This window comes from Halomonas sp. KAO (assembly GCF_015595025.1).
In the GTDB taxonomy this organism is placed as follows: Bacteria; Pseudomonadota; Gammaproteobacteria; order Pseudomonadales; family Halomonadaceae; genus Halomonas.
Map to the genome: position 1 here is coordinate 296,023 of NZ_JADNRL010000024.1, position 25,777 is coordinate 321,799.

The 25,777-nt window shown below is 56.7% G+C and carries 23 protein-coding genes and 3 pseudogenes; 20 read left to right on the forward strand and 6 right to left on the reverse strand.

The genetic code is table 11. The features are described 5' to 3' along the window. Positions 1-70: 70 nt before the first annotated feature. The 3 genes and pseudogenes from IOC61_RS12390 to tnpC all read left to right on the forward strand — a co-directional run. Positions 71-214: a hypothetical protein gene (locus tag IOC61_RS12390; protein ID WP_195689088.1), complete on the forward strand. Its 144-nt coding sequence runs from the start codon at positions 71-73 to the stop codon at positions 212-214. 145 nt (positions 215-359) lie between these two features. Beyond that, positions 360-719 carry an IS66 family insertion sequence element accessory protein TnpB gene (gene tnpB, locus IOC61_RS12395; protein ID WP_229333113.1) on the forward strand — a complete coding sequence of 120 codons (360 nt, stop codon included), beginning with the start codon at positions 360-362 and terminating at the stop codon, positions 717-719. A gap of 19 nt (positions 720-738) precedes the next feature. Continuing rightward, positions 739-1,992: pseudogene (gene tnpC, locus IOC61_RS12400) on the forward strand (IS66 family transposase); the annotation flags it as partial. A 76-nt stretch (positions 1,993-2,068) separates the two neighbouring features. On the opposite strand, the gene istB reads toward tnpC, so the two are convergent. Continuing rightward, entirely contained in the window at positions 2,069-2,866 is a 798-nt protein-coding gene (gene istB / locus IOC61_RS12405) for an IS21-like element helper ATPase IstB (protein ID WP_195689089.1), read from the reverse strand. Next, a pseudogene (gene istA, locus IOC61_RS12410) lies at positions 2,863-4,046 on the reverse strand (IS21 family transposase). The gene istB and the pseudogene istA overlap by 4 nt, the downstream one beginning before the upstream one ends. Before the next feature lie 589 nt (positions 4,047-4,635). Here istA and IOC61_RS12415 point away from each other — a divergent pair. From IOC61_RS12415 to IOC61_RS17970, 12 genes are all read left to right on the forward strand, one after another. Continuing rightward, positions 4,636-5,664, forward strand: coding sequence for a hypothetical protein (locus IOC61_RS12415; RefSeq protein ID WP_195689090.1), 1,029 nt, complete (start codon positions 4,636-4,638; stop codon positions 5,662-5,664). A 579-nt stretch (positions 5,665-6,243) separates the two neighbouring features. After that, positions 6,244-6,456: a hypothetical protein gene (locus tag IOC61_RS12420; RefSeq protein WP_016416860.1), complete on the forward strand. Its 213-nt coding sequence runs from the start codon at positions 6,244-6,246 to the stop codon at positions 6,454-6,456. Positions 6,457-6,514: 58 nt separating this feature from the next. After that, the gene (locus tag IOC61_RS17965; RefSeq protein WP_420706346.1) at positions 6,515-7,390 is read left to right on the forward strand and encodes a DnaT-like ssDNA-binding domain-containing protein; all 876 of its coding nucleotides are present in this window, start codon (positions 6,515-6,517) and stop codon (positions 7,388-7,390) included. Continuing rightward, positions 7,272-8,024 carry a replication protein P gene (locus IOC61_RS12430; protein ID WP_420706347.1) on the forward strand — a complete coding sequence of 251 codons (753 nt, stop codon included), beginning with the start codon at positions 7,272-7,274 and terminating at the stop codon, positions 8,022-8,024. The genes IOC61_RS17965 and IOC61_RS12430 overlap by 119 nt, the downstream gene beginning before the upstream one ends. A gap of 434 nt (positions 8,025-8,458) precedes the next feature. Next, positions 8,459-8,830 (forward strand): conjugal transfer transcriptional regulator TraJ, encoded by a 372-nt coding sequence (gene traJ, locus IOC61_RS12435; RefSeq protein ID WP_195689093.1) that lies wholly within the window; start codon positions 8,459-8,461, stop codon positions 8,828-8,830. Between the two features lie 34 nt (positions 8,831-8,864). Then, a complete protein-coding gene (gene traI, locus IOC61_RS12440) occupies positions 8,865-10,646 on the forward strand; it encodes a TraI/MobA(P) family conjugative relaxase (RefSeq protein WP_195689094.1) in 1,782 nt (593 codons plus the stop codon). A 286-nt stretch (positions 10,647-10,932) separates the two neighbouring features. After that, the gene (trbJ, locus tag IOC61_RS12445; protein WP_195689095.1) at positions 10,933-11,700 is read left to right on the forward strand and encodes a P-type conjugative transfer protein TrbJ; all 768 of its coding nucleotides are present in this window, start codon (positions 10,933-10,935) and stop codon (positions 11,698-11,700) included. 11 nt (positions 11,701-11,711) lie between these two features. Next, the gene (trbK, locus tag IOC61_RS12450; RefSeq protein ID WP_195689096.1) at positions 11,712-11,942 is read left to right on the forward strand and encodes an entry exclusion lipoprotein TrbK; all 231 of its coding nucleotides are present in this window, start codon (positions 11,712-11,714) and stop codon (positions 11,940-11,942) included. A 13-nt stretch (positions 11,943-11,955) separates the two neighbouring features. Beyond that, positions 11,956-13,452 carry a P-type conjugative transfer protein TrbL gene (gene trbL / locus IOC61_RS12455; protein ID WP_195689097.1) on the forward strand — a complete coding sequence of 499 codons (1,497 nt, stop codon included), beginning with the start codon at positions 11,956-11,958 and terminating at the stop codon, positions 13,450-13,452. Between the two features lie 12 nt (positions 13,453-13,464). Beyond that, complete coding sequence (locus IOC61_RS12460; RefSeq protein WP_195689098.1) at positions 13,465-13,731, forward strand: hypothetical protein; 267 nt, start codon at positions 13,465-13,467, stop codon at positions 13,729-13,731. 68 nt (positions 13,732-13,799) lie between these two features. Beyond that, complete coding sequence (locus IOC61_RS12465; RefSeq protein ID WP_195689149.1) at positions 13,800-14,000, forward strand: hypothetical protein; 201 nt, start codon at positions 13,800-13,802, stop codon at positions 13,998-14,000. Positions 14,001-14,226: 226 nt separating this feature from the next. Further along, complete coding sequence (locus IOC61_RS17970; protein ID WP_420706349.1) at positions 14,227-14,658, forward strand: plasmid fertility inhibition factor family protein; 432 nt, start codon at positions 14,227-14,229, stop codon at positions 14,656-14,658. Between the two features lie 353 nt (positions 14,659-15,011). Here IOC61_RS17970 and leuD read toward each other — a convergent pair whose 3' ends face one another. The 4 genes from leuD to IOC61_RS12485 are packed head-to-tail and all read right to left on the reverse strand — an operon-like array spanning position 15,012 to position 19,526. Further along, positions 15,012-15,647 (reverse strand): 3-isopropylmalate dehydratase small subunit, encoded by a 636-nt coding sequence (gene leuD, locus IOC61_RS12470; protein ID WP_195689099.1) that lies wholly within the window; start codon positions 15,645-15,647, stop codon positions 15,012-15,014. Next, the gene (leuC, locus tag IOC61_RS12475; protein WP_195689100.1) at positions 15,644-17,059 is read right to left on the reverse strand and encodes a 3-isopropylmalate dehydratase large subunit; all 1,416 of its coding nucleotides are present in this window, start codon (positions 17,057-17,059) and stop codon (positions 15,644-15,646) included. The genes leuD and leuC overlap by 4 nt, the downstream gene beginning before the upstream one ends. Then, the gene (locus tag IOC61_RS12480) at positions 17,056-17,967 is read right to left on the reverse strand and encodes an alpha/beta fold hydrolase (protein WP_195689101.1); all 912 of its coding nucleotides are present in this window, start codon (positions 17,965-17,967) and stop codon (positions 17,056-17,058) included. Before IOC61_RS12480 ends, leuC begins: the two co-directional genes overlap by 4 nt. 47 nt (positions 17,968-18,014) lie before the next feature. Next, complete coding sequence (locus tag IOC61_RS12485; protein ID WP_195689102.1) at positions 18,015-19,526, reverse strand: SLC13 family permease; 1,512 nt, start codon at positions 19,524-19,526, stop codon at positions 18,015-18,017. A gap of 21 nt (positions 19,527-19,547) precedes the next feature. Here IOC61_RS12485 and IOC61_RS12490 point away from each other — a divergent pair, with 21 nt between their 5' ends. From IOC61_RS12490 to IOC61_RS12510, 5 genes and pseudogenes are all read left to right on the forward strand, one after another. Further along, a complete protein-coding gene (locus tag IOC61_RS12490; RefSeq protein WP_229333129.1) occupies positions 19,548-20,600 on the forward strand; it encodes a LysR substrate-binding domain-containing protein in 1,053 nt (350 codons plus the stop codon). 381 nt (positions 20,601-20,981) lie between these two features. Next, positions 20,982-23,372: a DNA/RNA helicase domain-containing protein gene (locus IOC61_RS12495; RefSeq protein ID WP_195689103.1), complete on the forward strand. Its 2,391-nt coding sequence runs from the start codon at positions 20,982-20,984 to the stop codon at positions 23,370-23,372. Positions 23,373-23,479: 107 nt separating this feature from the next. Beyond that, a complete protein-coding gene (locus IOC61_RS12500; protein ID WP_043527825.1) occupies positions 23,480-23,836 on the forward strand; it encodes a nucleotide pyrophosphohydrolase in 357 nt (118 codons plus the stop codon). Positions 23,837-24,057: 221 nt separating this feature from the next. After that, positions 24,058-24,834, forward strand: a complete 777-nt coding sequence (locus IOC61_RS12505; RefSeq protein WP_195689104.1) for a type IV toxin-antitoxin system AbiEi family antitoxin domain-containing protein — start codon at positions 24,058-24,060, stop codon at positions 24,832-24,834. Beyond that, positions 24,824-25,734 (forward strand): annotated as a pseudogene (locus IOC61_RS12510) (nucleotidyl transferase AbiEii/AbiGii toxin family protein). The gene IOC61_RS12505 and the pseudogene IOC61_RS12510 overlap by 11 nt, the downstream one beginning before the upstream one ends. The last annotated feature ends 43 nt before the right edge of the window (positions 25,735-25,777 follow it).

Sequence of the window (25,777 nt, forward strand, 5' to 3'; positions counted from 1 at the left end):
AGCACCTTGCCGTGGGCGACCTCCTGCGGTGGGAGGTGTCGCTGCGGGCTACTCTTATGACTTTCAGAGAATGACGGTTGACCTGAAAGCGATGGAGGCCATGAAACAGGTGCCCAACCCACTGTCGCCAGACAGTACATCGCTCGATGGGCTCAAAAACGCCGTTGGGGAAGGCAAGAAAGCTGCCATTCAGACGCTGGTCGGAAAGCTATGATTGTCATACATCAGGCAGTTACCAATGCTGTCTGATGGTAAGAGGGATATGGCAGAGAATCGTAAGCGATCCATAAACCCCACCTAGAACCGCTATGTCTGCCGCGCCATGCTGGCCTCCCTGATTCCTTCCGGAGGTCTACCCCATGATGCGGCCTGGCGCCAAGGTAAAGAAAGTCTATCTGTACTCCAAGCCGGTGGATTTCAGAAAATCCATCGACGGTCTGTCAGCTCTGGTCGAGCTGGATATCAAGGCAGCGGTGTTTGACCCTGTTCTTTTTGTGTTTCTGAACCGCGCCCGCAATCGGGTGAAAATCCTCTACTGGGAGCGTAATGGGTTCTGCCTGTGGTTGAAGCGATTGGAAGCCGAGCGCTTCAAAGTACCACCGGAACCTGGCGATGATGCCATTGAGCTGACCGCTGAAGAATTGAACTGGATGCTGGACGGTTTTGATCTCTGGAGAAACAAGCCACACAAGGTGTTGAGGCCCCGTTACGTGGCCTGATTTTGGTATAATCCACGGCATGATTTCCATGCCCGATACCCTGCCGGATGACCCGGATGTGCTCAAACAACTGCTGTTGCAAATGCAGTCTCGGGTGTCGTTGTTGCAGGAAGAAAATACCCTGCTTCGTCAGCGCTTGTTCGGGCGTAAATCCAAGCAGAGTGGTGATCCACAATCGCCGCAACTGGCGATGTTCAACGAAGCAGAAAGTCTTGCCGCCGAAGTACCTGCTGAAGAAGACGAAGAAACCGTCGCGCCTGAGGCCGTCAAAAAGCGCGGCAAGCGCAAGCCACTGCCAACTGAATTACCCCGTGTCGAAATCGTTCATGAGCTGCCCGAGCACGAGCGGATTTGTGATTGCGGCTGCCGCAAACAGTCCATCGGTGAGGAAACCAGCGAACAGTTGGAAATCATCCCGATGCAAATCCGCGTCATTCGCCACATCCGCAAGGTTTACGCCTGCAAGGGCTGCGAAAGTGCGCCGGTGACCGCTGACAAGCCCGCCCAGTTGATCGAAAAAAGCATGGCTAGCCCCAGCGTGCTGGCCATGCTGCTGACCACCAAGTATGCCGACGGCTTGCCATTGCATCGGTTCGAGAAAGTCCTCAAGCGTCGCGGTGTAGAGATACCCCGGCAAACCCTGGCCCGATGGGTCATGCAATGCGGCGATTATTTACAACCGCTGGTGAATCTACTGCGCGACCGACTGCTGGAGAGTCCCGTCATCCACTGTGACGAAACCCGTTTACAGGTGCTGAAAGAACCGGGCCGCGATCCCGCAAGCCAGTCCTGGATGTGGGGACAAACCGGTGGCCCTCCGGCGCATCCGATGGTCCTGTTTGATTACACAGCCAATCGTGCCCAGGAGGTGCCGCAGCGCCTGCTTGAAGGCTATCGCGGTTATCTGATGACGGACGACTATGCGGGCTACAACGCTGTTGCTGCGCAGGAAGGTGTAGAGCGCCTGGGCTGCTGGGCGCACGCCCGGCGCAAGTTCATCGATGCGCAGAAAGCGCAGCCCAAAGGCAAAACAGGTCGCGCCGATATGGCGCTGAATCTGATCAACAAACTGTACGGCGTAGAGCGTGACAGCAAGGGGCTCGACGAGGCCAGCCGCCTGCAAGCACGCAGACTTAAAAGCGAGCCTCTGTTGCATCAACTGAAAACCTGGCTGGATAAAACCCACAGCCAGGTCGCGCCGCAAAGCGCCTTGGGTAAGGCGGTGAGTTATCTGGCCAGCAACTGGCCGAAACTGATCCGCTACACCGAGGCCTGTCAACACCGATTAGAACTGTCCGCTTTCTACCGATCTAAGATGTCCGGTTGTTACCGATGGATGGCCAGTCCGATCAGCTCTCGGCCTCGGCTGTCTCCTCTTGGTCAGCGGTAGGTTGTGGCTCTATCTGGGGGTGTTGGTTAAGCAGACCGGCCTTGCGCTTCTCCTTCAGCCGGTAGCTCTCCCCCTTGATGTTGATGGTGGTCGAGTGGTGCAGCAGTCGGTCGAGAATCGCCGTCGCCAGCACCGGATCACCAAACACGTCGCCCCAGTCGGTGAACGACTTGTTGGAGGTCAGGATCAGGCTGGCCTTCTCGTAGCGCCGTGAGACCAGACGGAAGAACAGGTTGGCCTCATCCCGGGAGAGCGGCAGGTAGCCGATTTCGTCCAGAATCAACACCCTGGGATAACTGAGCTGGGCCAGGATGCGCTCCAGCCGGTTTTCCTCGCGCGCCTTGCGCAGCCGGGTCATCAGCTGGTCCACGGTCATGAACAGCACCCGGTGGCCGCTCTCGATGGCCTTCATGCCCAGTGCCACGGCCAGGTGCGTTTTCCCGACGCCCGGCGGGCCCAGCAGCACGACGTTCTCGGCGCGCTCGACGAAGGCCAGCCCGCTGAGCTGGCGGACCACCTTACGGTCGATGGAGGGTTGGAAGTCGAACTGCTCCAGCGTCTTCAGCCACGGCAGGCGGGCCTGCTTGACCCGCGAGTCGATGCCGCGCCAGTGCCGCCCGGCCCACTCGCACTGCAGGGCCTCGGCGAGGAACTCGCGGTAGTCGAGATCCCGGCTCGCCGCCTGCTCGCAGACCGTCTCCAGCTGGTCGGCCAAATGGTCGAACTTGAGCTGTTGCAGCAGCTGCTCCAGGGTCATGACGTCACCTCCTCGTAGATCTCCAGGCCGTGCTGCTCGACCTGCAGCGCCTCGCGCCACAGGCGACGGTGGTGGTCGGCCTGCCGCTGCCAGCCGGCATCCGGCAGGGCCAGCAGATGCTCGGCGACGACCCGCTCCTGGGCGTCGATGACCTGCAATTCGTTGTTCAAGGTGACGCGGATCCGCACGGTCTGCCCACACAGGGCGTCGGGCACGCTGTAGCGGTTGCCCCGCACCCCGACGTAGCCGTCCCACGCCACTTGCCGGTGGTCGAGATAGGCGGTATCGAAACGATGTCGCGGCAAGTCGCAGAGCGCCGGCTGCTCGTCCCGCTGGAAGCGCTCGTCAACGATCTCGCCATGGGTGCGATGCCGGCGTTGATGGGCCGACTCGGCCAGCCACTGCCTCAACTGGCGATTGATGTCGGCGAAGGACGCAAACACCCGGTGGCCGACAAAGAAGTGCTGCTTGACGTAGCCGACCATGCGTTCGGTCTTGCCCTTGGTTCGGGCGCGATACGGCCGGCAGGCGCGCGGCTGGAAGCCGTAGTGCCCCGCCAGGTCGAGGAAGCGCGGATTGAAGACCACACGGCCGTTCTCGTGCTTCAGGACCGCCGCTCTTTGGTTATCGACCAGCACCTCGGCGGGAACCCCGCCGAACGCCTCGAAGGCCCTGGCCAGGCTCTCGTAGGTGTGCTCGGCATCCTGTGCCGGCGCGGCGTAGACATGCATCTGCCGCGAATAGCCCAGCACGTTGACGGCGATGTTGACCCGGGTGGGCTGGCCATCGACCTCGATCATCAGTTCGCCCCAGTCATGCTGCAGCTGGTGGCCGGGCCGTGTCTCGAAGCGCACCGTGGCCTTCGACGGCTGCAGCGAGCGCTTGGGGCGGATGTAATCGCAGAGGATCGAATAGCCGCCCTCATAGCCGCTGCGGCGCAGCTCGGTGACGGTCACCTGGGCGTTCCAGACGCCCTGGGCGAGCAGCGCATCGATCTGCGGCTTGAATGGATCCAGCTTGCTGCGCCGGGCGCCCGGCCGGCGCCGGGACGGCGCGCCGCCCCGTTGGAGAGCACGACGCACGGTACGGGGATGGACGTCGAGCTCGGCGGCGATGTCCTTGAGGTATGCCCCCTGTGGGCCTTGTGCCTTATCATGAGGAAGTCCTCCTGCTTGAGCATCGGGTACCTCCTGATCGTTCTGTTTCCCAATCAGAGGGTACCCCGCTTGAGTGGGGGGACACCTTATTTCGGTACTCAGGGGACTTTTAGCATCGGTACTGACAGTGCCACTAGAACAGGGATATTTACACATGGTCTACGGGGTCTTGATATCCTCCTTTTTGCCGCCTCCAGAGGCAGTCCGGGTTGTGCGAATTGATGTCGAATCGATCATACAGGTATCTAGGAGAATCAGACCGTCCTCTCACAAGCAGAGTTGAAGGCGCGCCAGTATGGCCTTGAAGGATCCATCCCGCGCCACTTGTCGCCTGAACAGAGGAGACGGAAGATACAGCGGCTATCGCGATCAGTGGTCGCGAGTCGATGAAGATGTTGAGGCGGTATACGCATCTGAGGGCGGAAGATTTGGTGAAGAGGCTGGATGGTCTGCGTGACAGTTTTATTTAACTGTTTGATCTGTTCTAGCCAGTTGGAGAGGAAGACATGGAGGCCTTGAGTAAAACCTGAATAAACATGCGAGCTCGAGATGGTGATGATCACTCTAGCACTCATGTTGTAACATAGGACGATATTAAACAAGGTGGTGGTTATGGATAAAGAAAGGCTGGAAAGGTATTTATATGGAAATGTCGCTAGTGTGTTTTGGTCAGCTGTTCTTCTTATAGGTGGTGTGATTTTTGTAATTTATTACGCTCTTATAGGATACATGCCGGATTTTGATTTAAAGTCTTCGGTAACTATAACGGCGGCAGCTTCGGTCACTTCAATTGTGATCATCATAATGATGCTGATTATGATGGTTTTTGCTGGGTCGTTCTGGAGAGGGGTGTGGGAGTTCTTGGGGGATAATTCAGAACTTAAAAGGTACTGGCTAGAGGATAGTGCTAGTTCTGGTTTCCGTAACCTGTTGATCTGGTTTTCTATTCCCCTTTTTACTGTTTATGCCAGTTTAGGGTTAAGTCTTTTTTTAGGGAGTTGGTGTTGGATGTTAACCCTGGGACTTGTTGCGTTGATATATTTATTATATCTATGCCTTTATAGCGGCTTTGGTTTGGTCAAGGGTGGTAAAGAGTTTGTTTTCTTAGTGGCTGCGACACTCTGCTCTGCTGTTTTTATCTTTTTTCCACTGTATCTGGTTTTTAGGCTGTCAGTCGTTGAGTTTGAAAGCATTAGTGATGTGTCATGGTTTTTGGGTTTTTTGTCAGCGATGTTTATTATTTTTATAAATACTGCATCCGCTTCACCTCAGGGGGCTTCCTCTCCATACGCAAAAGAGTTTGTTCTAGGTCTTATGGCTGTTGTTATGATATTCATATCCTTTGGGAGATTCGATAGGATTCCGTATAGTGTGATGGAAATATATAAATTTGGAAATATAGAAGCTTCTGAGTTGGTTCTTGAGAGGGAGGGGTGCGAGCTATTTAAGTCGCTTGAAATCAATGTGTTAGATAAAGATGGTGGTCTTTGTGTAGTTAAAGATGTGCTCATTCTCTCTAGGTTAGGGCGAGAAGCTTACTTGGAAGTCGACAAAGATGATTTGGAGTCATTAAAGCTGACACTATCGTCGTCATCTATTGCATCTTGGACTCTTCGGGAAAGTCAAGGCGATGAAAGCTGATGCTTGTATTTATAATTTTCAATGGCTTGTAAGCAAAGGCGGTTGGCTTCCTTGGGTTTGTATGTAGTATGTTGTAGTAGTATACAACATACTACATCGATTGGAGGGTGATCATCCCTCAGTGACGCATAGGAAAAATTTAGCGGCTAAAGTTTCTTCTGCCTTTCTGGTGTGACCTCAGTGGTGCGCTACTCAATGCCATCCTCTCCTGCCTAGCATTCCTCATGCTGGACATATTTTTCCATATGCATATGTGCCTGAAGGATTGTGGTTATAAAAAGTGCCCCTCAAGTGTCAATGAAATAAAGTGCATTGACCAAGTCTCGTGCATAAGGTGATCGACTCAAGCTGTTTGTTGACACTTGAGGGGCAGGGTCTCTTTTGTTGTTGTTCGACCTTTATATGCGGGATTGGTGGTTCTTTTGTTTTAACTGAGGTGCTAGTGGAAAAGTATAGATAAACTTTTAAGTTGGCGTATAGCTATACTTTTTTAACAACAAAATCAAAGTGTTGAAAGTTTTTTAAAGATGGCGTAAATATTGAGAGTGAAGTCTTGCTTTGCGTTATCTTGAGGTGTTTATGACAACCGAAGAACAGTTGCTTGAACGTTATGGACCACTACTCTCCCTGACCGATTTATCGGAATTATTGAAGCGAAGTCCCGATGGTCTCCGAATATCTTTGCAGAGCCAGTCAGAGTTTGCTGTGAAATGGAATGCCGCCAAGAGGAAGGTTGGAAGGCGTGTCTATTTCCGTGCAACCGACGTTGCAGGGCTGATTGATGAAGCCTGAGCGGTTAGAGCGGCAAAGTGAAGCGGATACGAAGGGGTAAGGCGTGAGTATTGTCGCCATGAACTGGGCATGGGATGTCCAACTGAGCTACCTGAACGAGCGTGACAACAAGGCTGGGCGTCGCTTGCTGTTGGTAGCGTTGGGCGACAACGCCAACGAAGAAGGGGTGTGTTGGCCAGCCATCTCCACTCTGGCACGTCGCTGTGAGTCCAGTACCAAGAGCGTTCGCCGTTGGTTACGTGAGTTCGAAGAGTATCAGTTACTCAGCATTCAGCCTCGTCGGAATGCGGCGGGGCAGACCAGCAACCTGTATCAACTGAAACTGGCAAATCGAGTCGCGGAAAGGACTTACACCCCCCTGGACACCGAGTCCGCCCCCCAGGGACGTGGAGTCCGGGGCCCCCGGACACCTGGTGACCAAGGCCCCTGGACATCTGGTGTCCCCCTAACCACCAATGAACCATCAATGAACCTCTCTCACTCTCAGGCGGGAGAGTCGATGCTTGGTCGAGCGGATCAGAACAGTGACGCAGTTCCTCTTCAGGAATCTTCGTCAACCATCCCAATATGTTCTGATCGCTTTCCCATGACCCTCGAATGGACGCCGGACCCGACTGAGCTGTCGATGGCCTGTTTACGAGCAGGTCTCTCAGCTGATCTGGCTCCCGAGCGATATCAGCTCGCCAAGTTCACGGCCCACCATGCCGATACTGGTCGCACGGCCAGTACGGCTGCCTGGCATACCAAGCTTGCCGACTGGCTGCGCAAAGATGTGCTCGCAGCTCAGTCCAGTACCGGAGGACTCGCTAATGGACATCGCCGCCAACGCACTCCATCGCGCCGTGTTACCGCCGCAGAAGCACGCGCACGCGCCAAAGCTCAACAGAGTGGGGGAATCATCGACCAAGACTGGCCCGCTGATCGGAGAAGCTGACGTGGATCAGTTGTTTGATGCCCTGGGTGTGTTGTTCGGCTGGAAGTTCACGAGCCAGTGGGGGGCCTTCGATGAATCAGGCGTTTGGATGGCTGAGCTGGCTTTCCTGACACGTCTACACCTCGAACTGGGTATCAAACGCTGTCGTGAGGCGGTGCAGGAAGCAACGCGGACGGGCAACGAATCCTGGCCACCACAACCTGCTGCATTCGCGGTTCTCTGTGAGCCGCGCCCAGAGGACTTTGGTATGCCTAGTCTGGAGGAGGCGTGGCGTGAGGTATGCGCCCATGCTCATGAACCGACCCAATGGCACTGGAGCCATGAAGCCGTGAGGGTGGCGGGTAGCGCCGTCGGTTGGTGGGATCTGACGCATAGCACGGCGCTTTCGGCTTGGTCACGTCTCGAACGTCACTTCACCCAGGAGTATGGAGCCTTGGTCAATCGGTTGATGAATGGCGAACAACTGGCGGCTTATGCGCTGCTGGAGAGTGACAGCAATCGTAGACCCGCCGACCTTGCAGAGCGAGCTGGGCACGAGGTTGCGAACCAAGCGGTCAAGGCCGCGGGTCTTCCTCATCGAATGAGTTCCGCGCATGGGCTTACAGCTCTACGCAACGCGGTAGGCAAGACTTGAGTGCTTTCGTTGACACTTGAGGGGCAGCGCTTCTGGTTCATTGACATTTGATGGGCAGTGCGGAAACCGCGTGGAAAGCTGTGTATTTCAATGTGGAAAGCGCAAGGACACCGCTATAGGTAAATCGCTGTTAGATCGCTGATTTACCGCTTCTGGAGCGCAGCATTATCGCCGTAAGTGTCGACTTCATCAGGGGGCGAGACCGTTTGTCACGGATGCACAGGAAAAAACAGATCCGTGCAACGAAATGCAGAGAAATAGCGATGCTTTGCACATGGCGTACCTACAAAAATCAACGCTGAAGTGCGGGCAGGATGTGTGAAGTAGTCCCACCCCGCAAGCGTGGTGTTCCTCTTCACTGGTCCTTATTCGCACCTGCGGTGCTCAACGGAAATCCTGCTCTGCAAGGCATGGCATCTGAGATAGGAGCTGGCATGAGTGAGAAGCAAAGGGTGACACGGAAGAACAGCACTCCGCTCAAGGTGTACTGCCTTCCGGAAGAGAAAGAACTGATTGAATCCAACGCCAAAAAGGCAGGGCTAAGCGTTGCTTGTTATCTGCGGGAAGTGGGGCAGGGCTATCAGGTCAATGGCGTTATGGACTACGAGTATGTCCGCGAGTTGGTTCGTGTAAATGGAGACTTGGGTCGTTTGGGAGGATTACTGAAGCTCTGGCTGACAGATGACGTGAGAACGGCTCACTTCGGGGCGGCTACCATCCTAAGCCTGCTCGGAAGGATCGAAGCCACTCAGGAGGAAATGAGTCTGGTGTTGAAATCCGTGGTGCAGCCAAGGGCCAGGTCGTGATTTTTTTAGCCGCTAAAATGCGGGACTGGAACTGATGATCGCCAAACACGTTCCCATGCGCTCCTTGGGCAAGTCCGACTTTGCTGGTCTGGTGAACTACATCACCGACGAGCAAAGCAAGGAGCACCGTCTTGGCGCGGTACGGCTGACCAACTGCGAGGCGTATTCGGTCCAGGATGCTGTCAGCGAGGTACTAGCGACCCAGTTCGCCAATACCCGAGCGAAGAGCGACAAGACCTATCACTTGATTGTCAGCTTCCGGGCCGGGGAACAGATCGAGGCTGATACCCTGGTGGCCATCGAGGACCGTATTTGCCAGGGGCTGGGCTTTGGAGAGCATCAGCGTATTAGTGCCGTTCACAACGATACCGACAACCTGCACATCCATATCGCCGTCAACAAGATCCACCCGACGCGCAACATCATCCACGAACCCTACTACCCACACCAGACCCTGGCCGAGTTATGCGAGGCCATGGAACGGGATTACGGGTTGCAGCAGGACAACCACATGCCGCGCCGACGCGGGGCCGAGGCGCGAGCCGCCGACATGGAGCGTCACGCCGGTATTGAAAGCCTGATTGGCTGGATCAAACGCGAGTGCCTGGACGAGATCAAGGCCGCGCAGTCCTGGAGTGAGCTGCACCAGGTCATGCGTGACAATGGCCTGGAACTCCGGGCGCGGGGGAATGGGCTGGTTGTCGTGGCCGGTGATGACGCGGCGGTCAAGGCGAGCACCTTGGGGCGGGATTTCTCCAAGCCGAATTTAGAGGCCCGTTTCGGCCCGTTCGAGCCTGACCAGGCGCAACAGGCCAAACCCCACCGCCAGTACCGCAAAGACCCGGTACGGCTGCGCGTGAACACCACCGAGCTTTACGCCCGGTTCAAATCAGAACAGCAGAGCGCTGCAGCCAACAAGACGGCGGCTCTGGACAAAGCCCGGCGGCAGAAAGACCGCCGGATTGAGAACGCCAAGAAGAAGGGCAAGGCCCGGCGGGCGGCCATCAAGCTCACCAGCGGTAGGCTGACCAAGAAGGTGCTGTATGCGCAGGCCAGCAGCGCCCTGAAAGCCGACATTGACGCGATCCAGAAGCAGTACCGCGAGGAACGCCAGGCGATCCATGAGGCTCACGGACGCCGCTCCTGGGCCGACTGGCTCAAACGGGAAGCCCTGCAGGGCGATACCGGGGCCCTGGCCGCGTTGCGAGCCAGAGAGGCCGCCCAGGGCCTCAAGGGCAACACCTTGAAGGGTGAGGGACAGGCAAAGCCCGGCCATGCGCCGGTGATCGACAACATCACCAAGAAGGGCACCATCATTTACCGGGCCGGAGCCAGCGCCGTGCGCGACGATGGCGACCGGCTACAGGTGTCCAGGGAGTCCGACCAGGCAGGCATCCAGAACGCGCTAAGAATGGCGATGGAACGCTACGGCGAGCGCATCACCGTGAACGGTTCGCCCGAGTTCAAAGCGCGGGTGATCAAGGCGGCAGCGGATGGACAGTTGCCTATCCAGTTTGCGGACGCCGGGCTGGAACGTCGTCGCAAAGCCCTGGCGAACGGCGAGAACACCGCCCCGGCCAAGACCCGAAGCAAACGCGCGGGAGTGCCGCCCATAGGTCAGCCGCCACCCCCGGTGCGCCGGAACCGGCTGCAATCGCTGTCCCAGGCCGATGTGCTTCACCTTGAGGGACAAACGGGCAAGACTCCGACACCGCCCCTACAGAGGCCGAGCGAGCAAGAGCGCCGCAAAGCCAAGTTACGGGCAGAGATGGATGCCAAGAGGGCAAAAAGACAACAGAAGGGACGGTCACTATAGTGCTTTCCCTTTGGAAGGCGGCAACAAACAGTAGATGCGATTAACCCTTGGGAAGCCTAACCGTTCTCCAGGACAATGACACCGATGTTCAACAACCATTGGCCGCGCGTTCTAACGGTGTCGCGCAGGTCGGACGCCGGGATAGTAAGTGACGAGCTATCCCTGTAGAGGTCCACACTTCACCGCTGGGTTCTCCGGCAGGGGTAGTGGCTCGCAATCTTCATGAGCGAGCCGCTACAGGTTGGTGAGTGCAACTTAGTCACGATGAAGCTAAGAGCACTCAATCATGAGAAGAGAACGAATTTTAGCGGCTAAAACGGCTGCCCTCGTCATGTCCTTGGCGTTGACCACTTCCATGCCTGCCCAAGCGGGCATCCCTGTCATCGATGGTGGCAACCTGTCACAGAACATCATGACTGCAATGGAATCCGTGGCCCAGACCCTCAAGCAGATCGAGCAGTACCAGGCCCAGCTCCAGCAGTATGAAAACCAGTTGCAAAACACCATGGCCCCAGCGGCCTATATCTGGGACAGGGCACAATCCACGATTAACGATCTGATTCAGGCAACCAACACGCTTCAGCATTACCAGAACCAGCTCGGCAGCCTCGATGCCTACTTGGGCAAGTTCCAGGACGTGGCGTATTACCGGAGTTCTCCCTGCTTCAATGGTGGAGGTTGCACGGATGCCGAACGTACGGCGATGGATGAAAATCGTCGCCTGGCGTCTGAATCGCAGAAAGCGGCCAACGATGCGCTCTTCCGCGGGCTGGATCAGCAACAGGATAACCTGGCGTCTGATGCTCGACAGCTTGAACGTCTGCAATCTGCTGCCCAGGGCGCGGATGGCCAGCTTGCCGCTATTGGTTACGCCAACCAGCTCGCCAGTAACCAAGCCAACCAACTCCTGCAAATCCGCAGCTTGCTGATTGCTCAGCAGAACGCTGAAGCCGCCCGTCTCGCTGCTGAACTGGATGCAAACGCCAGAGGGGAAGCACGGGAAAGGCAGATGCGTACCTGGAGTTACCAACCCAGCTCAGCAGATCGCTACTAAGGAGAGCCGCGATGAAGAAGATCATCCCACTTGTGGCAGCTGTTGCCTTGGTAGGTTGTGAGCAGGAAATGGTACCAGAGGCGAGCGCGATCACGTGTGCGCCAGTTGCCTTTCAGCAGGCTATCCGGGAGCTGAGCCGAGAATCGAACCGAAAAGCCTTTACCGAAGCCTGCCAATCTTTCGAGAAGGCCCAACGCATGCGGGAATGGGAGTTCGAACCCAGCTCTCCCGACAGATATTGAGGGAGGGCGTCGCATGAAACGATTCGTTTGTGGTGGTTTGGGCGTGATGGCCGTCGTCATGCTGTCCGATACCACAATGGCTCAGGAGCTATCCAGCAGCAACATCATGGATGATGTGTTGGATCGCTTTCATTCCGCGGCATCAACGTGGGGGCCTGCCATAGAAGCGGCTGCCAGTCGGTTGTTCTGGACCCTTGTAGTGATCTCGATGGTCTGGACTTTCGGCATGATGGCGCTGCGCAAGGCCGACATTGGTGAGTTCTTTGCCGAGCTTGTTCGTTTCACCATCTTTACAGGCTTTTTCTGGTGGTTGCTGACGAACGCGACGCAGGGCATGAACATCGCTGGAACCATCGTACAGTCATTGCAAACCCTTGGGGCACAAGCTGGTGGCCTCTCCAACGGCAATTTGGGGCCGTCCAGCATCCTCGATATTGGTTTTGAACTGTACGACCAGACGGTGAAGGCTACGTCAGAGTTGAGCTGGAAACAGTTTGCCACTGCGTTGGTGATGGAAGGTATGGCCTTGGCCGTATTGCTGGTGTTGGCGATTATCTCCGTCAACCTGCTCCTGCTGCTAGCCGCCAGTTGGATACTGCTTTATGCCGGAGTGTTTTTCCTGGGGTTTGGCGGCTCCCGTTGGACATCAGATATGGCAATCAACTATTACAAGGCTATTCTCGGCATAGCGGCTCAGTTGATGGCAATGGTGCTCTTGGTCGCCATCGGTAGGGAGTTTATTACTCACTACTACTCGCAGATGAGCGAGAACATGGCGTCCCAGGAGTTGGTCGTGATGCTGGTCGTTTCGGTAATCCTGCTGTTTCTGGTTAACAAGATTCCACCGATGATTTCCGGCCTGGTGTCGGGTGGCAGCGTGGGAGCGATGGGCATCGGGTCATTCGGTGCCGGTGCTGCGGTAGGAGCAGCTATGACAGCGGCAGGTATGGCGCTCACGGCGGGCAAGATGGCTGGGAGCGCGATGTTAGGCGGTGCGGCGAATGCAGTAGGTGGTGGGTCAGCCATCAAGGCTGCCTTCGAGAAGGCCCAGTCCAATATGTCTGGGTCTGGAGCCGACATGCCGAGCTCTGGCACTGGAGGTGACAGCAGCGGGGGCGGGAGTGGAAGCAGCTCTACCGGAGATGAAGCTGGCACCGGTGACACCCCATTTGCGCAGGCGGCTGGCTTCTCTGGTTCTGGCTCCCGCTCTGGCGGCGGCAGCGGATTCAAGCGGGCGGCATCCTTGGGAGCTGGAACGGCTGGCGAGCTGGCTAAAGGGGTTGGGGCGAAGATGGCCGGGAAGTTCCAGGACAAGGTTGATCACACCGCTGGTGGCCGCTTGGCGTCCTCGCTCCGCGAGGGCATGAAACCTGAAGGTGGTAGTGATGCCACAGGAGCGGATGATTCTGTTCCATCGTTCGACAGCGACAGCTTGGGCGGTAGTGAACGTCAGCAGGACCGTAACGACGAGATCGCTCGTTTTGTGAACCGTGGCCAGCAGGACACCTAAGGAGACCCCACGATGAAACAACGCTATTTTATGGTAGCCCTGGATATGCTCGACGAAGCGCATGAGGCCTACACAGAAGCCGCTTTCGTACCTGCTGTCGAGCTATCGGCCGATGGGGAGAGGAACCTTGAGGCAGAGATTTCCGCTTTCGTGAACCGTCCGGCCCACTCGGGCCGCGAGGAGGCACCACGCAGCACGCACACTAGCAACGATGTAGGAGCTGGAACCGGGAGAACCCCGTTTTCAGAGGCGGCGGGATTTTCCGATACTGGCTTCTGACATTATGGGAGCTATTGACCAGCGATAGCTCAGGCGGCCAATGGCCGCCTTTCCGCCAGGAGGTAGACATGACCGGGCAGACACGCTGGCAACGGAGTAAAGAGCTGGAAGACAAGACCGTAGAGCAGACCGGCGAGACGCATCCAGAAAGCAGGGAGCCGGCGGTTCGGTGGCTGACTTCCGAAGAGCTGGACGAACTGCGGCGAGATATGAAAGAAGCATCCGCTTGGGCGCGGGCTGAGTTGAAGCGGCGGAGAGAGGGCGGGTAGTCAAATTCAAGGTGGTTGGGTAAGAATTGATGGTAACTATCGCGCCCCCGGCTTTCTGACCATGCTTCGATGCAGGATTCATGACGTTCTGTCCCGTCACTTGGAATTGCGCCAACTCCGTAAGGTAGCTCAGTCCCATGGAAGACCAGAGCTACCGGAGCTGGTGAAGATCGATCCATTTGAGGCAGTATGGCGGGTTTCGATACCGAATCACGAGCCACGCTTTATGTCGGTTAGATCAGGGGCAGTCAACCACGAGTTCTTTGTCGTGCATCTGGACGCTGAGCGCTTCTATCACGCATGGTTCAAGGCCAGCCCAAGGATACCAAGGCGCCGGTGCTCAGATTGCATTTGCCGATTTCAGATGTCTGCTGACTACAAGTACAAATGGGCAGTGGATGGCTTTTCTCATGGCGTAAACAACCCTGGACCGTTGGCCGAGTCGGGAGCCCATGTCGACGCTGGTGGGCGGCTGTGCTTGGGCTTCACAAACGGTGTAACACGCACCTACTGGCTTCTAGAAAATCACTGCCCCGCTTTTCCCGTGAAAGTCTGCGGTGGGGATAGCGCACATCTCCTTCACCAGACAGCCGGCCTCGTCCCAGGTCCAACTGCCTTGGCAGAGCTCTTTTCAAAGACCAACCCACAATACGTATAGAGCTGTATGCAGCCTAGCTTGCAAAAGTGCATGCAGGACCTCGTTGGTGCCTTTAGTGTAAGGCCTGGAGGTGTCTACGAAACCCGGGGCGATTCACCCTTGGTTACGTAAATCATAGCTATAGCTGTTTAGAGGGCTTAGGGAAGTCCAGTGAGGAATAACGGAGTGTTCGATACGGTTGGACCACTTTTACAGACTATTTCTATGATGTGCTGAGGTATAGCTCCAGTGCTGTGATGTTTTTCTAGGTGAGAATTAATTGGCGCCCGTTCCTTGGGGAAGACCAGAGACGCGCTTTCTTCAAAAAACAGGCAGCCAGACTCACTATATTACCCAGTTTTTACTCTAAAGATTCAGAGACGACGATGAGTGATTGCCGCCACGTCACGCAACCAGGGCTGGCGAGTCCAATGTTGGTCAGAAAACTTTGAGATATCGTTTTGGTAGGTCAACGAAAGCCCGATACTGTCCAGACCTTCAAGAAACATTTTGAGGTGGCGCGGCATCATTTCAAAATTAGCCTGAACACTATAGCTCCTAAGGCTTTGCTCCTTGATGTCGATCTCTACCGTATTTCTGGAGGGATCATCGGCATCGTCCATCAATTGAGCAATCTGCTCTGGCGGCAAGGTCACCAGCAACAACCGGTTGTTCATTGCATTGGAGTAGAAAATTTCGGCAAAACTTGACGCGATCACGGCTCGAATGCCGAACTGCTGGAGGCCCCAGACCGCGTGCTCGCGGCTTGATCCACAGCCGAAGTTGGAGCCACCGATCAGAATTGATGCGCCGACATATGAAGGCTGGTTGAGCACAAAATCAGAGCGTGCCTGTCCCTGAGCGTCGAAACGAAGGTCGTAAAGCAAACCCTCCTTCAGACCTGACTTGTCAATGCCACGGAGGAACTGCTTGGGCATGATCTGGTCCGTGTCGAGATTCTCTATGCGAAGCGACGCAGAGCGTCCCTTGATGCGAGTATGCTCAGTCATTGCAGGATCTCCAGTCGACGTACGTCGGTAAGGTATCCAGCCACAGCGGCTGCAGCCGCCATTGCCGGGCTCATTAGATGGGTGATGGCACCTCGTCCCTGGCGTCCCTCGAAGTTGCGATTCGTCGTCGAAGCGCAGCGTGTGCCTTCGGTTAAAACATCGTCATTCATTGCCAGGCACATCGAACAGCCGGAATTGCGCCACTCGAAGCCTGCCTGCGTAAAGATCCGATCGAGGCCTTCGGCTTCCGCTTGAGCTTTCACGGCCCCGGAACCGGGTACCACCATCGCACGGACGCCCGGAGCGACGTGGCGTTTGTGCACGATGCTGGCAGCGGCACGTAGGTCCTCGATCCGACCGTTGGTGCAGGAGCCGATAAAAACGTGCTGAACAGGAGTGCCTTCCAAGGCAGCTCCCGCCTGCAACCTAGTGTAGTGGAACGCCCGTTCGGCGCTTCTCCGCGCCGGTCCCTCCGGGAGTTCATCTAGCTCAGGGATGCGCTCGTCGATGGCGACCACCTGGTCGGGGCTGGTACCCCAGGTTACCTGAGGGGAGACGTCACTGGCATCGAACTGGTACTCGACATCGAATGTACATCCTGGGTCGGAATGCAGGTCCTGCCATGCCGCCAGCGCTGCGTCATGATGCTCAGAGGTGATGTCCGGTGCGCGGGCCATCACGTAGTCTATCGCCTTTTGATCGGGAGCCACGAGTGCGCCGCGGGCCCCGGCTTCGAGCGTCATGTTGCACAGCGTGAAACGTGCCTCGATCGATAACGCATCGATGGCAGTACCGCAGTATTCGACCACGTAGCCACGAGCACCCTGGGCTCCGATGTGACCGATTACCGCGAGTACTAGATCCTTGGCCGTCGTACCCGAGGGGAGGGTTCCGTCGATGCGTATGCGCATGTCCTTGGCGAGCCGGTAGACCAGCGTTTGCGTCGCCAGTACGTGCTCCACTTCAGTGGTTCCGATGCCGAAGCCCAAGGCTCCTAGCGCGCCATATGTCGTAGTGTGACTGTCTCCGCAGATTACGACCATGCCGGGACGAATCATCCCGTGCTCTGGAGCCACCACATGTTCGATGCCTTGAAGGTCATCGTTCGTGTCGAACAGGGGAATATGGAAATGGTCGCAGTTTTTCTTCAGGTTCGATGCCTGAAGTGCCGATGCGGTGTCTTCGATAACACGAATCCGGGTCGGATGCGTGGGAATGATATGGCTCACGACGGCCACGTTCTGTCCCGGCATCGATACTTCGCGGTCCTGCTCGTACAGCCCCGCAAAGGCTTGCGGGCTGGTGTATTCGTTCATGAGATGTAGATCGCAGAACAGTAGAAGATTGTGCTCGTCCAATGCTGCAACCGTATGTGAGTCGACTATTTTGCGATACAGCGTCTTCGGTTTCATGAGTCCACCTCCAGCAGAAAGGGTAGAACCTTGGCGAGTAGCGCCTCGGGTGCTTCCTCGGCGATATAGTGCCCGCAGGGAAGGGGCTCACCTTCAAGCTTGTCGGCCAGCTTCTGCCACTCCTCAAGTGGTCTGAAGCACTTCTGGATCACGCCGTTTTCGCCCCACATCACGAGCAAAGGTGCTGTGATCCGTCGGTCGGCATCGATATCATTCCGTTCATGTTCAATGTCAATGCCTGCTGAGGCTCGATAATCCTCGCAGACACCGTGAGCAGTACCCTCAAGCGCGAAGCAGCGCCGGTATTCGTCGAGTGCTCGCGGATCGAACGGCTCAAGACCGGCACTACGCCGGCCCATCACGTCGATGATATAGGCTGTGGGGTCGGCTTCGATAAGACGCTCGGGTAGCGATGCGGGCTGAATCAGAAAGAACCAGTGCCAGTAGGCCCGAGCGAACGTATCGCTGGTCTGCTGATACATGGAAAGTGTCGGGGCGATATCGAGCAGGATGAGTCGTGATACGGCTTGTGGGTGATCAACGGCGAGCCGGTGTGCCACTCGAGCCCCACGATCATGTGCTAGCAGGTCAAAGCTCTCGAATCCGAAGTGGCGCATTAACGTCAATTGATCTTGTGCCATCACCCGATTCGAGTAGTTCGAGTGATCCGGTAAGCCAGCTGGCTTCGATGAATCTCCGTAACCACGAAGATCGGCCGCAACCACGGTGAAGTGTTCGGCTAGTGTTGGTGCTACCTTGTGCCAGATCGCAAGTGTCTGGGGATGGCCGTGTAATAATAGTAGCGCTGGGCCGCTGCCGCCGACGATAGCGTTGATGTAGATCTGTGGCTCGACCTCGACACGTTGTATTTCGAAGCCGGGGAATAACTGACAAAGATTAGAAGACATCGTTACTTCTCCTGGTGAAGTTGTGATGAAGTTGGGTGGTCCAATGTTTAGGAAGCCCAGATTGCACCTACAATGAAGTAGCTCAGCATAGTTATCAGCACGACACCGGCGATATTTAGCCCAAATCCGGTGGCTACCATGGACTGTATCCGCATGTGCCCAGTGCTGAAAACGATCGCATTAGGTGGTGTCGCGACCGGTAACATAAAGGCGCAGCTGGCGGCTATTGCAGCGGGTATGGCAATCATTTCCACAGAGAAACCCTGGGATACGGCGACCGCCGCAAGAAGTGGCAGAAAGGCGGCTGCTGTTGCAGTGTTGGAGGTAACCTCGGTAAGGAAGATAATGACCAGCGCCACCAGTGCGATCATCCCAAGTAGTGGCAAAGTGCCAAGTGATCCGATGCTACTTGCGATCCATTCGGCAAGCCCCGCTGATTGAATGGCTGCGGCCAGCGATAGGCCTCCCCCAAACAGTAACAGCACGCCCCAAGGAAGCTTGACGGCGTCTTGCCAGCACATCAGGAAGATACGCTGCTTGGTATCGACCGGTATCAAAAACAGAGACAATGCGCCTACCAGAGCGATACTCGTGTCGTTAATGCCGGGAAGGTAGCTTGCGATAAAAGGCTTGAAGATCCAGCCAAGTGCCGTGAGTACAAAGACCATCAAGACCAGTTTTTCTCCCTTGGACCAAGGCCCTAGACTTTCTATCTCCGCACGAACCAGTTCTCGGCTGTTCCCGTCATGGAGTTTGAATCCGCGACGCGTCAGCCACCACCACGTGAAGAGTAGCATCATCACCGAGACCGGGATGCCCAATAGCATCCACTGCCCAAAACCGATGGATACTTCATAATTCGCTTGTAGAAAACCGGCAAGCATCGCGTTCGGCGGGGTCCCAATTAGCGTTGCGACACCGCCGATACTTGCTGCATAGGCGATGCCCAGCAGCAGGGCAGTGGCGAAGCGCGCTCGTTCGGTGTTATCCGAGCCGTCCCCGTCACGAACAAGCAAGCGAATCACGGACATGCCGATTGGCAACATCATGATGGTGGTTGCGGTATTGCTGACCCACATGCTGAGAAATGCCGTGGACAGCATAAAGCCGGCTATCTGTTGCGAAGGGGAGCTACCAACCAGCATAAGCGTGTTGAGCGCGATGCGCCTGTGCAGGTTCCAGCGCTCCATCGCGAGGCCGAGTATGAAGCCGCCTAGGAAAAGATAGATGATCGGGTTGGCGTAGGGGACGGTGGCGTCGCTGATCTCTCCGATACCCAATGTTGGAATCAACAGGATGGGCAGTAAGGAAGTGATGGGTATCGGGATGGCCTCGGTCGACCACCAGGTGGCGATCAGTAAAGTTATGCCCACGGTCGTCCAAGCGGAGACGGGCATCCCCGTGGGCGCGGGAATCACCAGACACGCAATTAACAGGATCGGTCCGAGATAGAAGCCGATCCGGGCGGCAAAGTGGCGAGATGTGTTGTCATCCCCTTTGTGATGTGCTGTCAATGTACGAGCTGAGGGCGATGATATTGTAGTTGTATTTCTGGTCATGGAGCATCTCTCTTGGTTCTCATGGTCAGCCCTTGTATCGGCTTCGGCGACGAGGATATTTTTTCGTTTTGGGTGTCGATTGAGGAGTCGCTTAAGGATCTGTCACTAGTAATGCTATTATGCACGTTGCGTGAAGGTAACCTGCTTGGTGTGATGTCTATGAACACGATTCGTAAACAATGGCCGCTTCCGGAAGACCTCCGTGTATTTCTGATTGTCCTTCGTAAACAGAGCTTTACGGCTGCAGCCGATGAGCTGGGTGTGTCACCTGCCTATGTCAGCAAGCGCATACGGCTTCTTGAGAAGGTGTTGAATACTCGCCTGTTTCACCGAACCAGCCGGCGTTGTGCGTTGACAGATGACGGGAAACTGGCCGAGCGTGCTGCGATGCAGATCCTGGACGATATGCATACCCTGTTCGATGATCTGTCCGATGCACGCCAGAGCCCGCGAGGTCTGCTGCGTATCTGCAGCAGTTTTGGGTTTGGACGTAACCATGTAGCACCCGCCATCGCTGGACTAGCGCAGCAGTTTCCAGAATTGGAGATCCGCTTTGAGGTGTTCGATAGGGTGGTTGATATCGTGGGAGAGGGCTTCGATCTGGAAATCCGAGTAGGCGACGATTTGCCCGGCCAGCATATCAGTCGCCATCTTGTCTCGAATCAGCGCGTGCTCTGTGCAGCACCCAGTTATCTGGAGCGGTGCGGGATACCAGTTACAGTGGATGAGTTGACTGAGCACGATTGCCTCGTCATCAAAGAACGCAATAACCCTTTCGGTATCTGGGACTTGGAGTGTGGCGACCGCACCCAGAGTATTCGTGTCAGCGGTCCCTTGTCCTCAAACAACGGCGAGATAGTACTGCAATGGGCGTTGCATGGCCGCGGCATCCTGCTACGCTCCATGTGGGACGTTGGACCACTTTTGAAGCAGAATAGCTTGGTACGAATACTAAGCGACTACAGTCAGAGTGCAGATGTTTGGGCAATTTATTCAACTCGAGCTGCCAATTCGGCAAAAATTCGCGTGTGCCTGGATTTTTTGGAACATCACTTCTCGCAATTGGAGGTCTGATGTTTTGATGCGAGTCTTGAATTCTACCAATAACGGCGAAGCCTACGGTATTTAGGGCCTTGGAGATTTGCCCCTGGAGTACCTGTTCCGCTGTTGGCTAACTGGAAGTGTTTATCGGCGATCGGGGGGGATTTGTTTACCCCTGACCTTCCTCCCCAGCAAATGGCTTGGACGGCAACCTGCTGAGTTTCAAACTCGATGAATGATTAGTGCCACGCCAGGACCGCAGCCTGCCTCGACCAGGATGGCTCCCCATGCCCGCTGTGGCTGGCACATGAGCTTCAGGTGATGTTATAGCAGTCAGTAGCGTGCATAATTATACGGTGCATGTATATTGAAAGCTCTATAACTACTTGTTTATAAAAAGGAAGTTTGTGGGGAATGCTGGTCTACAACGCCACCAAGCAGCAGTTCATCGACGATGTACGAGCCAACGTCATCACCGACGCCATCGAGAACGAGGTGGCGCGCAGACTGAACCGCAACTCGCCGCGCAGTGAGGTGACGTCCTGGGAGAACTCCCTTCGCTTCATGATGAGCGTGCTGCTCGATGAGGGCATTCCCGCATCGGCGGGAGTGGCCATCGAGTACAACATCCCGCTGACCAATCGCCGCGTGGACTTCATCCTGACCGGCAAGAACCACCAGCGGGACGATGCCGCGGTCATCGTGGAACTGAAACAGTGGCAGTCCGTCGAGGTAACGAAGAAGGACGCCATCGTGCGTACCCAGCTGGGCGGTGGAGTGCGCGAGACCAACCATCCGTCATATCAGGCATGGTCCTATGGCGCGCTGATCGAGGACTACAACGAGACGGTACGCTCCGAGTCGATCCGCCTGGTGCCCTGCGCCTACCTGCACAACATGAAGCAGGGGGACGCCATCAATGATCCTTTCTATGCCCACCATACGAGCCGTGCGCCGGTCTTTATTTCGCAGGATGCCTTGAAGCTCTCGGAGTTTCTGAGCCAGCACATCAAGTACGGCGACAGCAACGACATCATGTATCGCATCGAGCACGGTGTGATCAAACCGAGCAAGAACCTGGCGGATGCCCTGGCCTCGATGATGCAGGGCAACGCCGAGTTCCTGATGATCGACGACCAGAAGCTGGTCTATGAAACCGCCATCGATCTTGCGCATCGCGCGGTCAGCGGGAGCAAGCAGTGCCTGATCGTCAAGGGCGGGCCAGGCACCGGCAAGTCGGTGGTGGCCATCAACCTGCTGGTGGAGCTGACGAAGCGTGAGATGATGACGCAGTACGTCTCGCGTAACTCGGCCCCGCGTGAGGTCTTCAAGAAGAAGCTGACCGGCACGCGCAAGAAGACGCACATCGACAACCTGTTCAAGGGCTCGGGCAGCTACGTCAACGCCGAGCCGGATACCTTCCATGCGCTGATCGTCGACGAGGCGCACCGCCTGAACGAGAAGTCGGGCATGTATCAGAACCTGGGCGAAAGCCAGATCAAAGAGGTGATCGGCGCGTCACGCTTCTCGATCTTCTTCATTGATGAAGCGCAGCGCGTGACGCTGAAGGACGTGGGGACGGTCGAGGAGATCAGGCGGCGGGCAGACGAGTGCGGCGCCGATGTTCACGAGCTCGAGCTGGCGTCGCAGTTTCGCTGCAACGGCTCGGATGGATATCTGGCCTGGCTCGATCACGCCCTTCAGATTCGCACCACGGCCAACACCGACCTGGAAGACATCGATTACGACTTTCAGGTATTCGATGATCCGAGCGCCATGCGTCAGGCGATTCTTGAAAAAAACAGCAAGGCCAACAAGGCACGCATGGTGGCGGGGTACTGCTGGCCCTGGGCCAGCAAGAAGGACAAGCACGCCATGGACATCGTGTTTCCCGAACATGGCTTCGCGGCCCAGTGGAACCTTGAGGACGATGGCATGCTGTGGGCTATCGCCGATGGGTCAGCAGAGCAGGTCGGCTGCATTCACACTTGCCAGGGCCTGGAGTTCGACTACGTTGGCGTCATCATCGGGGATGACTTCGTGATTCGCGATGGCCGCGTGGTAACCGATGCCGGGAAAAGGGCAGGACAGGATCGTTCCGTTCACGGGTACAAGACACTGCTCAAGGAGGAACCTGAGCGGGCGAAGGCTCTGGCGGACCAGATCGTCAAGAATACCTACCGCACTCTGATGACGCGGGGGCAGAAGGGCTGTTATGTCTATGCAACGGACCCCGAGACCCGAGAGTACTTCGCGGCCTTTGCTCGAGCTCAAGCAGAGACCGAGCGACTTGATGCGTCTGAGGACGCCGATGTGCTGGATGGCTTGCACCTTCCCATCGTGACGCGTGATGAGGCCGCTCCATTCGATCGCCATGTGCCTGTCTACGATCTGAGCATCGCTGCCGGTGAGTTCAGCGAGATGCAGATAGCCGACATCGAGCACTGGGTCGAGCTACCGGATCATGTGCGTATAAGCCCCGACCTGTTCGTTAGCCGGGTGGTGGGGGAATCGATGAATCGGCGCATTCCCAATGGCGCCTGGTGCCTGTTCCGCGCGAAACCTGGCGGCACACGGCAAGGCAAGGTCGTCGTGGTGCAGCATCGCGCCATCGAGGACCCGGACCACGGTGGCAGCTTCACGGTAAAGCTGTACCAGAGCGAGAAGATCGAGGAGTACGGCGAGTTCGTGAACCAGCGTATCGTACTGAAGCCACAGACCAACGCCTTCGGCTACAAGGACATCGTGCTCGAGGATGAGCTTGAGGACCTGAAGGTCATCGGCGAATTCCTCTCCGTGCTGTGAGCAAGCAGGCGGCCGGATAGCCGCCTATGCCGATGTAGGCTGGATAGCGAGCGACAGAGCAGGCATGCTCACCGCTATCCGATACCGCAGAACCAGGTGAGCCCTAGATGTCAGACCCGTTCAAGCAGCTCCGTGACGCCATGGACCAGTTCGCCACCGAGCGCGACTGGGACCAGTTCCACTCGCCCAAGAACCTGGCCATGGCGCTGACGGTGGAGGCAGCTGAACTGCAGGAGTGCTTCCAGTGGCTGACCGAGGCGCAGTCCAGGGAGCTGGATGAGCAGCAACTGGCCGCCGTGCGCGACGAAATTGCCGATGTTCAGCTCTATCTGATCCGGCTGGCGGGCAAGCTGGACGTGGATATCGAAGCGGCATGCCGGGCGAAGATGGAGAAGAATGCGGAGAAATATCCCGCCGACCAAGTGAAGGGAAGTGCGAAAAAGTACACGCACTATCAGGATTGACGTGATGTGTGGCCGCTTTGTCCCCCTGCAGTGGCCTTCTCTGCCTGGCTTCTGCCCTCAAGCTTTCTCCCGCTAAATTTGGGCTCAAGCCGGGCCGAAGACTCAGCTTTCAGTTTATATTCTGTTGTAGAAGCGGCCCTGAATGGCGTTTTTGTGCTTGAAGATAAACCAGCGTGGTTTGTTCTTCACTCTGAGAACGGAATTTAAGGCCGCTTTTTAACGTGAAAATAAACCAGCTGCTGCATAAGATCCCGTATGGGGCCGTCGTGACGACCGCCTGGCTGGCATCACACGGCGTCACCTCAGATCAGGCGCGTAAGCTGGCCGGCAGTGGCTGGCTGCAACGCGTGGGGCACGGTGCCTATTGTCGTGCGGGGGACCCTCTCGCTTGGGAGAGCGCAGTTTTCGCCCTGCAAACGAGCGACGACACTGGCTTACCAACGCTTTGGCCGGGTGGCCAGACGGCCCTGGTACTGCATGGCTTTGTCCACTATCTGCCCATGAGGGAGCGCACGACGCACCTGTATGGCAAGGAGGCTTCTAGGCTGCCCCGATGGTTGAGTGACGCCGAGTGGGTAGGGCGGATGGTGCTCCACTCTGAAAAGGGCCTGCCAGTGCAGCTTCCCGGTAGCTTCACTGACTACAAGCCGGATGGCAGGGCCTTCAGCTTGCAGGTATCGACCCCCGAACGAGCGGTGCTGGAGTGGATCGCCGTGACGCCGAACGAGCTGCTGTTCAGCAGTGAGCTGGTGGACACCTTCGGCGGGCTTAACACGCTGCGCCCGCGCCGGCTGCAGGCATTGCTGGAGGGATGCCGTTCGGTGAGAACGAAGCGTGCCTTCCTGGTGCTGGCTCGCCACGCCGGACATGCCTGGTATGGTCGTCTGGAACCACGCCAACTGGACCTTGGCAAAGGTAAGCGGCAGCTCTGCCTGGGCGGCAAGCTGGACAGGGAATATCACGTGACGGTGCCGGAGGCGTTCCTGCATGCCGATTGACGCTTGCTACCACGAACAGGTCCGGCTGCTGGTCTCGCTGCTGCCATTTCTCAATGACGAGCCGTGCTTCGCCCTCAAGGGTGGCACGGCCATCAATCTCTTCGTGCAGCCATTACCCCGCCTTTCAGTCGACATCGACCTGGCCTACTTGCCGCTGGAGCCTCGTGACGAGGCCCTGCGACGCTGTCGCGAGGCGCTGCAGCGACCTTTAGTTCCAGACTGCCAGGCGTGCGCGCCGAGCTTCAGGATAGTCGCCGGGACGAGCTGAGGATCCTGGTGCGCCGGGGTCGTAGCCAGGTGAAGGTGGAGGTATCGCCGGTACTGCGTGGCACTCTGCACCCGCCCCAGGAGCGCGATGTCGTTGAAGCTGTGGAGGACGAGTACGGCTTTGCTGCGGTGCAGGTGGTGTCACTGCCGGACCTGTATGGCGGCAAGATCTGCGCCGCGCTGGATCGCCAGCACCCCCGGGACCTTTTCGATGTGAAGCTGCTTCTGAACCAGGGCGGCCTGGATCGGAGCGTATTCGAAGGCTTCCTGCTCTATCTGCTGGGGCATCCTAGGCCCTTGAACGAAGTGATCAATCCGCGCTTTAAGCCACTGGAAGATGTCTACCGACAGGAGTTTGTCGGGATGGCTAGGGTTGACCTTCCATTGCAGGAGTTGGAGAGCGTCCGTGATGAGTTGCTGTCACGGCTGGGGCAGCTGATGACGGATGAGGATGCTCGCTTCCTGCTGTCCTTCAAGCAAGGGGCGCCTGACTGGGCGCTGCTTCCGCTGACGGGCGTCGATCGACTGCCTGCCGTGCGCTGGAAGCTCGCTAACATCCAGAAGATGGGGGCTGACAAGCATCGTCAGTCTCTGGAGCTATTGGAGCAGGCCTTGGGCAGGCTTCGCCCATGATGCGGCGTGCCCTGGAGGTTTAACGGCCTAAGTCGACTTCTCC